Origin of the sequence: Flagellimonas onchidii (assembly GCF_004804315.1) — a bacterium.
Lineage (GTDB): Bacteria > Bacteroidota > Bacteroidia > Flavobacteriales > Flavobacteriaceae > Flagellimonas > Flagellimonas onchidii.
The window spans coordinates 1-13,345 of sequence record NZ_SRXX01000007.1 but is presented as its reverse complement, the minus strand read 5'-3'; the positions used below and the strand labels follow the sequence as shown (position 1 = coordinate 13,345).

Here is a 13,345-nt window from a genome sequence, read left to right as displayed (position 1 = left end):
CCCATTTTTTGTAAAAACGATACGTGCATTTCGTCGATGAAATATGTAGATTATCGTGTTTTTGTACAATGGGTACGTGTCCCGCCTACTTTAGTATTGCCATAGCATAAGTAGGTTAAGTTCATGGTAAGATTTGGGGCAAAAAAGGTGGAAGCTATTCCACCTTTTTTATTTGCAGGTAGTCCTACTTCTCTTCATCGTAATCCTTTTCTTTAACAATAGTACTCCCAGCTAACAAGTTTGGTAATTCAACCAAATAACAGGGGTTTCATCTAAAAGCTTTTCGCACAAGTACCGCCTTGGCTTACATTTGGAGGACCATAGCATAAGTAGGTTAAGTTCATGGTAAGATTTGGGGAAAGAAGGCGGAGTTAACTCCGCCTTCTTTATGTTTGAACACCAACGAATTACCAAAATCCACTGTAAAAACTCTTCAAGTTTTTATCGCCAAAATCAAAAATTTCCTCAAAAACCTTTGTTATTTCTCACAATACCAGTAATTTAGTTTTGCCATAGCATAAGTAGGTTAAGTTTATGGTAAGATTTGGGACGAAAAGGGTGGGGGCTTCCCCGCCCTTTTCTATTACATATACTTTATAAAATAAAAGGGCCCAGCATGTAAAGATGCCGGGCCCTTTTATTATTGAGTACTCTTACTCTTATTTGCCAGCTGCGTAATTTTCAGCCACTTTGTCCCAATTAATCACATTAAAAAACGCAGAAACATAGTCTGGTCTTCTGTTCTGATAGTTTAAATAATAAGCATGTTCCCAAACATCCAATCCCAAAATAGGATGTCCCTCACATCCCACATCGGGCATTATTGGGTTGTCTTGGTTTGGCGTTGAGCAAATCTCAAGCTTCCCTCCTTTATGAACACAAAGCCATGCCCATCCGGATCCAAATCTGGTTCCGGCAGCAGCACTGAATTTCTCCTTGAATGCGTCAAACGAACCAAAAGCATCTTCAATGGCAGTCGCCAAATCTCCACTTGGAGTTCCTCCTCCATTTGGTGACATTACTTCCCAAAATAAGGAATGGTTATAAAACCCTCCTCCATTGTTTCTAACCGCTCCATTGTTCATATCCAAATTGGAAAGGATGTCCGAAATCTCTTTTCCTTCCAAATCAGTTCCAGCGATAGCTCCGTTTAACTTAGTGGTATATCCATTATGATGCTTGGTGTGGTGTATTTCCATGGTTCTAGCATCTATATGTGGCTCCAAGGCATCATATGCATAGGGTAATTTTGGTAATTCAAAAGCCATAATCGTATTTATTTTTAGTTATTAATTGTCTTGTAAAAATACAGCTTTAAGATATATAATTCCTTCAAATTCTTGCCAAGTTCAGCGTTGTAATATGTAATTTGCCATAAAAACTTTTTGAAAACTTCTGGTTTTGAAATTTATGGTGCATCAGCAGGTTCAGGAAAGACCTATATCTTGACCAAGGAATATCTTAAATTATTATTGTCCAGTGACTCCCAATTAAAGTTCAGACAAATTTTAGCCATCACCTTTACCAATAAAGCGGTGGCGGAAATGAAAAATCGCATCCTGGAAAATCTTGCTTCTTTTGCCCTATCAAACCACCATAATGAAAGAGGGTTGTTCAGAGATCTCTGCAAAGAGCTTTCATTAAATCCAGTACAGCTACAACAACGTTCCAAACTAGTTTTAAAAAGGATTCTGCATAATTACTCTTTTTTTGAAATCTCAACCATTGACAAATTCAACCATAAAGTCATCAAAACTTTTGCCCGCGATCTTCAATTGGCGCAAAATTTTGAGGTAGAATTGGATACAGACTTGTTATTGGAGCAAGCCGTAGGGGCGTTGTTGGAAAGGGCTGGCTCTGACAAAGAGCTTACCGATGTACTGGTTGCCTACTCTTTATCAAAAATAGATGACAACAAAAGTTGGGACATAACCTATGATCTAATGGAAATTGGCAAGCTCCTTTTTCAGGAGAATCATGCCGCTCATTTAGAAAAACTTCGTTCAAAATCAGTTTCAGAATTTGAAAAAATCAAAGGCAGTATTGCTTCCCATATCAAGAAAGTTGAAGACAATGCTGTTGATGAAGCGCAAAAGGTTTTAAAAGAAATTCTTGATAAAGGTTTTGAGCACATTGATTTTCCAAGGCAAACCTTACCCAATCATTTTAAAAAAATCATCGAAAAAGAATTTAGCATTAAGGTATTGTACAGTAACAAACTTGAACAAAACCTTAATGAGAATAAGATTTTGAAAGCAAATGACAAGAGAGATGCCTCCCAACTTTCCCAAAGTATTCTTGAGCACTATTTGCACATCAAAAAAATGCTTTATCGAAGAAGCTATCTCCAGAACATTTATACCAATATTGTTCCTTTAACGGTGCTGAATGAAATTGCCAAAGAGGTCAAAAACATAGAAATTGAACAGGATACCATCCCCATTTCACATTTAAACACACTATTGTCAAAAGAAATCAGGAATCAACCCGTTCCGTTCATCTATGAGCGTCTAGGTGAAAAATACCGTCATTATTTTATTGATGAGTTCCAGGATACTTCCCAAATGCAATGGCAAAATCTCGTCCCTCTGATTGGCAATGCACTGGAAAGTGAAAACGAAAAGAATGAGCGAGGCACCCTTTTTCTTGTCGGTGATGTGAAGCAGGCGATTTATCGATGGCGTGGAGGAAGAGCTGAACAATTCTTGAACCTTTTAACCCTAAAATCGAATCCCTTCGTAATTGAGCCTACAGTTAGGACGTTGGATACGAATTGGAGAAGTTATAACGAGATTGTAAAGTTCAACAACGGGTTTTTTACAACCATAGCCCCTTTCTTAAAGAATACGGATTATCAAAAACTGTTCTTGGAAAGCAGTCAAAAAACTACCGATAAATCCGGAGGCTATGTACAGCTGAATTTTATTGACCAATCAGTTGAAAATAAGACAGAAGCACACTGCTTTCAGGTTTTGGACATTCTAGCCGAAGTAACATCGAAAGGGTATTCGTATTCTGACATCAGTATTCTGGTCCGAAAAAATAATGAGGGAACCGTCTTGGCCAATTTCCTTTCCGAAAAGAATTTCCCAATTGTTTCTTCTGAAGCGCTTTTGCTGAAAAACGATACCGCCGTTGTCTTCCTTATTTCATTGTTGAAGCTGGTTGAAAATGAGAATAACAACGAAGCAATTTACGAAGTGCTTTCTTTTTTAAGTCCAGATAATAATCTTTTGCATGATTTTATTCATTCATATATCAACAATCTAAGCGGATTGTTTTCCGAAACCTATGGTATCCATCTTAACGAATTAAAAAACCAATCCACATCTACAATTCTGGAAAAGGCCATTATCAAGTTTGATTTGGACACTTCGACTTCAGCCCATATCACTTTTTTAATGGATGAGGTTCTGGACGTAGAAAAAAGAATGGGGCCGGATGTTCATTCCTTTCTCAAATACTGGGAATCAAAAAAAGAAAGCCTCTCGTTGACCGCTCCAGATGGTATTAATGCCATAAAAATCATGACCATTCACAAGGCTAAGGGGCTTGAATTTCCAATAGTCATATTTCCATTTGCCAACATGTCCATTAACGGCGGGGGTTTACGAAAAAAATCTTGGGTTGGTAGAACAGACGCAGAAAAAGATTTGCATATGGAAGAATTTTTGGTCAACAGGAACAAGGATATGCAATATTATAATGAATTGTCGGCGGCAGTTTTTAATGATGAAGCCCAGAAAACCGAATTGGATGCCCTAAACGTTCTTTATGTAGCACTGACCAGGGCCGAAAAGGCGCTATATGTTGTTTCAGAAAACCCTAAAGAAGCCGGCACTTTGGAATCAGTTTCTTCTTATTCCGATTTGTTTCAATATTATTTGCAGGCACAAAAACTTGAGCCATGTAGTTCAGGAAAATACGCTCTTGGCGAGTTGACCGAAAATTTACGAGCCGAAAGTCCAGCATCTGAAAATCGGACCATTCCCTATATCACAAGACAGAAAAAGGGAACACCCTTTACAATTTCTACAAAATCCAGCAGATTATGGGACGAAGAAACAAGAACAGCTATTGAAACAGGTAATCTAATTCATTATGCCCTAAGTCTTGTACACGTTGCAGATGATGTTTCGAATGTTATCAAAAACCTTAAATCACAAGGACACCTAAATGATGATAATTCAGATGAAGTTCAAGAAGTGGTGAGCGCAGTGGTCAACCATCCTAGCCTGAAAAAGTATTATACCAATATATATAAGGTATTCAACGAGCAGGAAGTTTTAACCCCTGAAGGCATTTCTTTTAGACCAGATAGGTTGATGGTTTCAAATAACGAGGTATCCATTATCGACTATAAAACGGGAAAACCTGCACCATCGCACCAAGAGCAAATTTTAACATACGCCCAACTCTTGAAGACTATGGATTTTGTTATAAAAGACGCTATAATTGTCTACATTGGCCCCGAAATAAAACCTCTTTTTCTATAAACGAAAACTATGTACGGAAAAATCAAGGAACACCTAACCAACGAACTACAGTCCATTCAAGAGGCTGGTTTGTTTAAAAAAGAACGCATCATCACCTCTCCGCAGGATGCCGTAATAAAAACTTCAACCGGGCAAGAAGTCGTAAATTTTTGCGCCAATAATTATTTGGGCCTTTCATCACATCCAGATGTAATCCAAGCAGCCAAAGAAACATTGGATTCTCACGGTTTTGGAATGTCCTCAGTTCGATTCATCTGTGGAACTCAAGATATTCACAAAGAGCTTGAGCAAAAAATTGCCACTTTCTATGGCACAGAGGATACCATTCTATATGCCGCGGCTTTCGATGCCAATGGAGGAGTTTTTGAACCTTTGTTGACCGCTGAAGATGCCATAATCTCCGACTCTTTAAATCATGCCTCAATAATAGATGGTGTTCGTTTGTGCAAAGCAAAAAGATATCGTTATGCAAACAATGATATGAACGACCTTGAGGCCCAATTAAAACAAAGTCAAAAGGATGGCGCTCGATTTACCATTATTGTAACCGACGGTGTCTTCTCAATGGATGGACTACTAGCCCCTTTGGACAAAATCTGTGATTTGGCCGACAAATACGAAGCGCTGGTAATGATTGATGAGTGTCATTCTGCAGGGTTTATCGGTGAGACCGGAAGAGGCACTTTGGAAGAAAAAGGTGTGATGGACCGCATTGATATCATTACGGGCACTCTCGGAAAAGCTCTTGGCGGGGCCATGGGCGGATATACCACAGGAAAAAAGGAGATTGTTGAAATATTACGTCAAAGATCCCGGCCTTATCTGTTCTCGAACTCTTTGGCTCCTGCTATCGTAGGAGCATCCATCAAGGTTTTTGATATGTTGGAAAATGATACCTCTTTGCGCGACAAACTTCAAAAGAACACAACATATTTTAAGGCAGGGATGAAAAAAGCCGGGTTTGATATTATTGATGGAGATTCTGCCATTGTTCCCGTAATGTTGTATGATGCCAAACTTTCCCAACAAATGGCAGATTTGCTACTGCAGGAAGGCATATATGTTATTGGTTTCTTCTATCCCGTAGTTCCTAAGGGCAAAGCAAGAATAAGGGTGCAGTTGTCCGCAGCTCATGAAAAACATCATTTGGATAAAGCCATTAATGCATTTATCAAGGTGGGAAAAGCGCTTAAAATCGTTGAAATGCAGTAAATCTTCTACGTAATGCACCAAAAAAAAAGAAAATTTGATTTTGTTAATAAGTCTTAACAACTTACATTTGCTGCTGATAAACACTTAAACTTAAAATTTTGAGCATGAAACATCTTAGCAAATTATTGATTGTTGCCCTAGTATTTTTAGGGGCTAACAATATACAAGCGCAAGACGAGAATAATCCATGGCAAATTAGTTTCGGGGTAAACGCAATTGATTTTTACCCAACAAACGATGCTGACAATATTGCCTCTAGTACTACTCTATTTGATGAGTACTTCAATGTTTCTGACCACTGGAACATCTTGCCATCTGTTTCTTACGTTGGTGTATCTAAATACATTGGCGATGGCTTCTCAATTGGAGCAAGAGGTTCTTTGAACAGAATCGAAAACAACGGTGATCTTTCAGTTGATGATCTTTCGCACTACGCTGTAGATGGTACTATCAAGTACAACTTTGTAAAAAACACTACACTTGATCCATTTGTTGAAATTGGTGGTGGTTATACTTGGGTTGATGAAATCGGTGCTGGTACAGTAAATGGAGGTGTCGGTCTTAACATTTGGTTTTCCGAAAACATCGGCCTTACGCTACAAACTCAGTACAAGCATGCATTCGAAGATTATTTAGCTCAACACTTCCAGCACTTAGCGGGTATTAGCATCAAATTTGGTGGAACTGATACTGACGGTGATGGTATTTACGATAAAGACGATGCTTGTCCAGAAGTTGCTGGATTGGAAGCTTTCAATGGTTGTCCTGACGCTGACGGTGATGGAATTGAGGATAGTAAAGATAGCTGCCCTAACGAAGCTGGTTCTAAAGAATTGAACGGTTGTCCTGATGCTGACGGTGACGGAATTGCCGATAAAGATGATGCTTGTCCTAGCGAAGCTGGTCTTGCTGCTTTGAATGGTTGTCCTGATGCTGACGGTGACGGTGTTGCTGACAAAGATGATCAGTGTCCTAACGAAGCTGGTCCTGCTGAAAACAACGGATGCCCATGGCCAGATAGCGATGGTGACAGCGTTCTAGACAAAGACGATCAGTGTCCTCAAGTAGCTGGTACTGTTGCTAACAACGGATGTCCTGAAGTAACTATAGAGGTTCAAAAGAAATTGAACGACTATGCTAAAACTATCTTGTTTGACACAGGTAAAGCTTCTCTTAAGTCTGAATCAGTACCTGTTTTTGTTGACATCATCAAAATCCTAGGTGAGTACCCAACAGCTAAATTTACTGTTGAAGGTCACACCGATAGTGTAGGTAGTGCTAAATTGAATCAATCCCTTTCTGAAAAGAGAGCTAACTCAGTTAGAGATTTCTTAATCAAAGAAGGAATTTCTGCTAGTAGATTGACTGCAATCGGTTATGGTGAAGACAAGCCTATCGCTACCAACAACACAAGAGCTGGTAGAAAAGAAAACAGAAGAGTTGAAATCAACTTGGTAAAATAATAAGGAAACAACGTTTTCTTTTAGAAAAAGGCTCTGCAAATGCAGAGCCTTTTTTATTTTTAATGCATGCACCAAAGCTTTCTGGAATATGTACTGGATGATTTAGAACAAAAGAAAATCGCTTTTGAAGAATGTACCTTTGTTCTTCCCAGTAAACGGTCTGGAACTTTTCTAAAAAAATATCTATCAGAAAAGCTTTCCAGAAACATATTCGCCCCTCCCATATTATCTATTGAAGAGTTCATTGAGGACATTGCAGGCTTATCTAGGACTTCTTCCATAGAATTACTGTTAGTTCTTTTTAAGACTTATCAGCACGCTGATTTGGAAAATCATGATGACTTTGACTCCTTTTTAAAATGGGGGCAAACCTTACTTCAAGATTTTAACGAAATAGACCGCTATCTCATCCCAGCCGACGATATTTTAAACTATCTGTCTGTAATCAAAGACGTAACTCATTGGTCCCTCAAAAAAGAAAAAACGGCATTAATTCAAAATTACTTGCAGTTATGGACCAATCTTGAATTTTTTTATAACCGTTTTACTAATGCCTTACTTCAAGAAAAAAAAGGCTATCAGGGTCTTATATATAAAACGGCTGTAGAAAACTTACCCAGTTATTCCGAAAAAAACAAGGTCCAACATATTGTTTTTATAGGGTTTAATGCTCTAAATACTGCGGAATCTAAAATTATCCAGCATTTTTTAGAAACCTCGGACTGTTCAGCGTATTGGGACATTGACTCTTATTTTCTTGATGACCCTTTGCATGATGCTGGGCTTTTTATCAGGGATTACAAAAAGAATTGGCATTATTACCAAAGAAATGAATTTCCAGGTATCCATAGCAGCTTCCTTAATCCAAAAAACATAACTGTAACCGGAGTTCCAAAAAACATATCCCAAGCAAAATATGTCGGGAGCTTACTCGAACAGATTACTCCTGAGGCAAGCCAAAAACTCCACAATACAGCCGTTGTTCTTGCTGACGAATCCCTACTAGACCCTATCCTAAAAGCGGTTCCTTCCGATATTGGAGAGGCGAACATTACCATGGGACTTCCACTCAACAAAACAATTCTATACTCGTTTTTTCTATCATTTTTGGATCTCCATATCGCCAAATCAAATAAAGGCTGGTTTTATAATGATGTTTTAACCTTTTTGGCAAACCCATATTCCCAACATATTTCAAGTGTGCCCAATTTCTCCTTTTTGGCAACTCTTTCAAGAGAAATCAAGAAAAACAATTGGATTTATCTCAATCAATCCCTACTGTTTAAACAATCACTTCCAGAACATCATTTACAACTAATATTTCCAGAAAATGCCCTTATACCCTCTCAATGGATAAGCCACTGTCTAGAGCTTATCCAAAATTTAAAAGAGCATTTCCAAAAAACAGGGAATAACCTGGAGCTTGAATATCTTTATCGCTTTTACACGTTATTCAATCAACTGAATACGCATGTCGCCTATGAAGATTTTATCACTAATTTAAAATCACTCAAAAGCTTCTTCACACAACTCGCTTCAACGGAAACATTGGATTTTATAGGAGAACCTTTGACAGGTCTGCAAATTATGGGAATGCTCGAAAGTAGAAACCTCGACTTTGAAACTGTTATCCTTACCTCTATAAATGAGGGTATTCTGCCCGCTGGAAAATCGAACAGTTCGTTTATTCCTTTCGATGTAAAACGGGAGTACGGATTGCCCACTTATAAAGAAAAAGATGCCATCTATACCTATCACTTTTATCGTCTTATACAAAGAGCGAAAAACGTCCACATTATCTATAATACCGAACCTGATGTACTTGAAGGCGGTGAAAAAAGTAGGCTCATTTCCCAATTATTGACAGATGAAAACATATCGCCATTTATTTCACATGAAATTGCATCCCCAAAAGTTAGGATTTCACCCACTGAGCCCGTCCAAATATCCAAAACCCCATTACTACTAAGAGAGTTAGACAGCTTGGCTAAAAAAGGGTATTCCCCTACCTCTTTGACCAACTATGTACGAAATCCGATAGATTTTTATAAAAAAAGCATCCTTAAAATAAACGAACATGACGAAGTCGAAGAATCCATAGCCGCCAACACCTTTGGAACCATTGTTCACGATAGCCTAGAGCAATTATACACTCCAATGCTTGGTATGTTTTTGACCGAAACCAGTCTTTCGGAGGCCATTTCCATTCTTCCAAGCGTTGTTGAGCAACATTTTGAGAGACTTCTACCCGGAGTAAGCATAAAAAAAGGGAGGTTTTTGCTCGTTTATAATGTCATTGTCAAATACTTGAAGAATTTTATCGAGTTAGAAAAAAAATTGCTGAAAAAACATCAAATAAGGATTCTAGGATTGGAACAAAAATTGGAAACCGAATTCAATATTCCAGATTTGGATTTCCCTATTGTTTTAAAGGGAACGCTAGATAGAATTGATGAATTTGATGGAGTTGTAAGGGTAGTTGACTACAAAACCGGAAAAGTCGAACCCAAAAACGTAAAAGTAATTGACTGGGACGATTTGATTTCCGATTATGAAAAGAGTAAGGCATTTCAATTATTGTGCTACGCCTATTTGTATAATCAATGTAATGATTCCCACACTATACAGGCAGGCATTTATTCCTTTAAAAACCTTAGACAAGGCTTTTTATCCTTTAATTCCGGAAACCCTTTAATTAACCAAGAAACATTAAACACCTTCAAAACGTATCTAGAAAAATTGATACTGGAAATTTACAATCCACAAATTCCCTTTTTGGAGAAGCAAGTATGATTACTTTAAATCAGGACGAGACGGACGGACCTCAATCTTACTCGGTAAGGTACGCGGGTGCATTTGCAATAAATCAACCACAAGTTTCCCAATGTCCTCAGATTGAATTTTCCACGCATCTTTTTCTGAAGGCTCGTTACCATTAAAATGTGTAGCTACAGAACCCGGCATAATGATTGTGACCTTAATGTTGTATTTGCGTAAATCCAACATTGCCGCTTGGGTAAAACCTACCACTCCAAACTTAGTAGCGTTATAACCCGCTCCTTGGGCAAAAAAATTGGTTCCTGCCAAGCTGGCCAAGGTCATATAGTATCCTTCCGAAGCCTTTAATGCATCAACAGAAGCCTTCAACGTATGAAAAACACCATTTAGATTGGTATTGACCATCTGGTGCCATTCATGCTCCCCCATTTCATCAATTGGAGCAAAATGTCCCACACCTGCGTTTGCCAGAACCAAATCCAACCTACCCCATTTATCCATGATTTGTTCCACAGCATTTCTCTCATCTTCAAGAACAGTCACATCGGAACAAAGTCCAATAGTGTTTTCATTCGAACCTAATTCCTGAATCGCTTTTTTAATACTTTCTTGGCTTCTACCGCTAATAGCCACCTTCATTCCCTGTTGCAACAAACATTTTGCAACTCCAAAGCCAATTCCTTTGCTCCCTCCGGTGATGTAGGCCACTTTGTTTTCCAATTTCATATCCAATCCATTTTTATAAATGTAAAAAGAAATATGTGGGTTAGATAATTCCTCACCTCTAAATCAAAGCTTAGCAAGAATAATACTGGCATGGGCAAAATAACTTCTTGCCAAATGTCGACCGTCCCCCTAATTTGGTATCATATTTTGCCGCTATCGCATATAAATGATTATGAATCAACGTATAAGCCTTCAATACCAAGTCAAATGAAACCAATTTTTTTAACCCTCACCGTTTTATGGGCCTTCCTTTTAATAAGTTGCCAAACAAAAGAATTTCATCTATATGTTGGTGATAGCCCATCGGAATCTACTGAAATGACCTTTGATAAAATTCAGGATGCTCTAAAAAAGGCAGAACAGCTTTATGCAGAGAATGAAAACTCTGAAGTAACCATTCACCTAATGAAAGGAAATCATTATTTGGAATCCTCTTTATCAATTACTCCTGAGCTCAATGGGCTGAGTATTGTAGGAACGGAAGACGGTTCGGCAGTGGTAAAGGGTTCACATGAGTTGGCATTGAACTGGGAAAAACATTCTGATACTTTGTGGATGACAAAAGTTCCATCAGATGTAGTATTTGACCAATTATTTGTGAATGGTAAAAGACAAGTTTTGGCCAGATACCCCAATTATGACGAAAACGGGGGTCATTGGCAAGGTCATGCTGAGGATGCCTTTGCTCCCGAACGTATAAAAAACTGGTCCAAACCCATTGGCGCCATAGTACATGCCATGCATGCCGGAGAGTGGGGTGATTTTCATTACGAAATCTCCGGAATTGATGAAAATGGTGAAGCCATTTTAAAAGGAGGGCATCAAAATAACCGTCCAAGTGCCGGAATACATCAAAGATATCGGATGGTGGAAAATGTGTTCGAAGAACTTGATTCACCCGGTGAATGGTATCTCGACGATGACACCCATACACTCTATTACTGGCCAGAAAAGAATCTCGATATACAAAATGCGCTTTTTGAAGGTGTTCACTTAAAACATTTGATTGATATAAAAGGAAGTATGGACAATCCTGTAAGAGATATTTTAATTGAGGGAATAACGTTTGAACATGCTCAAAGAACCATAATGGAATCATACGAGCCCTTGCTGAGGAGTGATTGGACCATTTATCGAGGGGGTGCGTTATTTATTGAAGGTACAGAACATATTACCATAAAAGACTGCGAGTTCACCAATTTAGGTGGAAATGTAATTTTTGTGAGTGATTACAATAGAGACACTAAAATTGTTGGAAATCATATCCATAATACCGCGGCATCGGCCGTTAGTTTTGTCGGTAATTCATCAGCAGTACGTTCGCCGGCATTTCAATATGGAGAGTTTGTGACTCTTGAAGAAATGGATACCATTAAAGGACCTGCGAATGACCTTTATCCCAAAGGTGGTTTGGTCGATAACAATTTGATTTATCGCACGGGAAGGTTGGAAAAGCAAACCGCAGGAGTCCAAATTTCGATGGCTATGGATATTACCGTGAGCAATAACAGTATTTACGATGTGCCCCGAGCCGGAATCAATATCAGTGAAGGAACCTGGGGAGGGCATATGATTGCCTATAATGATGTCTTTAACACCGTTTTGGAATCCGGGGACCACGGATCTTTCAATTCTTGGGGAAGAGATCGTTTCTGGCACCCCAACCGAGGTGTCATGGATCAAATGGCTGCCGAAAACCCAAATATGCCCCTATGGGATGCTATAAATACTACCGTAATAAAGAACAACAGATTTAGGTGTGACCACGGTTGGGACATTGATCTTGATGATGGTTCTTCTAACTATAAAATCTATAACAATCTTTGTTTGAACGGAGGATTAAAGCTTCGTGAAGGATTTCATAGGACCGTTGAAAACAACATTATGGTGAACAATGGCTTTCACCCCCATGTATGGTTTAAGAACAGCGGAGATATATTCCGAAGAAATATTGTGCTGACAGACCATAAAGACATCCGGTTACAAGATTGGGGGAAAGAGATAGACTACAATCTATTCCCGGATCAAGAGGCACTTGCCGACGCACAAAAAGATGGTGTTGATGAGCACAGTCTCTACGGAGATCCTCTTTTTGTGGATCCCGAAAATGGCAATTATACTGTTTCAGAAGATTCTCCTGCTTTAAAGCTTGGGTTTACCAATTTTTCTATGGATAGTTTTGGGGTGAAGATTCCTGCTTTACGAAAACTCGCCAAAACACCAGATCTGCCGGTGCTTTGGTCTATATCCGGCTCAAAAAAGTCTAAAAGCATTACGCTGAATTGGCTTGGAGGCCATCTGAAAAACATAGAGACCCTTGCAGAAAGATCAGCATCCGGACTTAGCGAGACCGCTGGCGTGCTTATCACTAAAATAGATCCAGAAAGTGTCCTGTCCACCTCTGAATTGGAAGTTGGCGATGTCATTATTGGAGGAGAAGGTGTTCAAATCAACAACATAAAGGATCTTATGAAAGTATACCAAGAACATAACTGGAAGGGAGGTCTAAACCTTAAAATCTTTAGAAACCAAAAAGAGGTTGAACTGTACTAGCCACTACTTAACCTGACAGTTGTGGTTAATCTGACACTTGAAAAGAACCTTTAAGCTCATTGTATTCGATGAGCTTTTCTTTTGCTAAAAGTATGGAATCCTCAAAAGTCTGCAAAG

7 protein-coding genes are annotated in these 13,345 nt (G+C 38.8%); 5 read left to right on the top strand and 2 right to left on the bottom strand.

Translation table 11 applies throughout. From position 1 onward, the window contains the following. Positions 1-659: 659 nt before the first annotated feature. Positions 660-1,268: a superoxide dismutase gene (locus E4661_RS08825; protein ID WP_136466474.1), complete on the bottom strand. Its 609-nt coding sequence runs from the start codon at positions 1,266-1,268 to the stop codon at positions 660-662. A gap of 117 nt (positions 1,269-1,385) precedes the next feature. On the opposite strand from E4661_RS08825, the gene E4661_RS08820 reads away from it, so the two are divergent. The 4 genes from E4661_RS08820 to E4661_RS08805 all read left to right on the top strand — a co-directional run bounded on the left by E4661_RS08820 (position 1,386) and on the right by E4661_RS08805 (position 9,964). Beyond that, a complete protein-coding gene (locus E4661_RS08820; RefSeq protein WP_136466473.1) occupies positions 1,386-4,496 on the top strand; it encodes a UvrD-helicase domain-containing protein in 3,111 nt (1,036 codons plus the stop codon). 9 nt (positions 4,497-4,505) lie between these two features. Further along, positions 4,506-5,708 (top strand): glycine C-acetyltransferase, encoded by a 1,203-nt coding sequence (gene kbl / locus E4661_RS08815; protein WP_136466472.1) that lies wholly within the window; start codon positions 4,506-4,508, stop codon positions 5,706-5,708. 104 nt (positions 5,709-5,812) lie between these two features. After that, entirely contained in the window at positions 5,813-7,171 is a 1,359-nt protein-coding gene (locus E4661_RS08810) for an OmpA family protein (RefSeq protein WP_136466471.1), read from the top strand. 66 nt (positions 7,172-7,237) lie between these two features. Further along, on the top strand, positions 7,238-9,964 hold the full coding sequence (locus E4661_RS08805; protein ID WP_136466470.1) for a PD-(D/E)XK nuclease family protein: 2,727 nt from the start codon (positions 7,238-7,240) through the stop codon (positions 9,962-9,964). Here E4661_RS08805 and E4661_RS08800 read toward each other — a convergent pair whose 3' ends face one another. Continuing rightward, on the bottom strand, positions 9,965-10,675 hold the full coding sequence (locus E4661_RS08800) for an SDR family oxidoreductase (protein WP_136466469.1): 711 nt from the start codon (positions 10,673-10,675) through the stop codon (positions 9,965-9,967). It lies immediately after the preceding gene. Between the two features lie 207 nt (positions 10,676-10,882). On the opposite strand from E4661_RS08800, the gene E4661_RS08795 reads away from it, so the two are divergent. Beyond that, complete coding sequence (locus E4661_RS08795) at positions 10,883-13,228, top strand: PDZ domain-containing protein (protein ID WP_136466468.1); 2,346 nt, start codon at positions 10,883-10,885, stop codon at positions 13,226-13,228. The last annotated feature ends 117 nt before the right edge of the window (positions 13,229-13,345 follow it).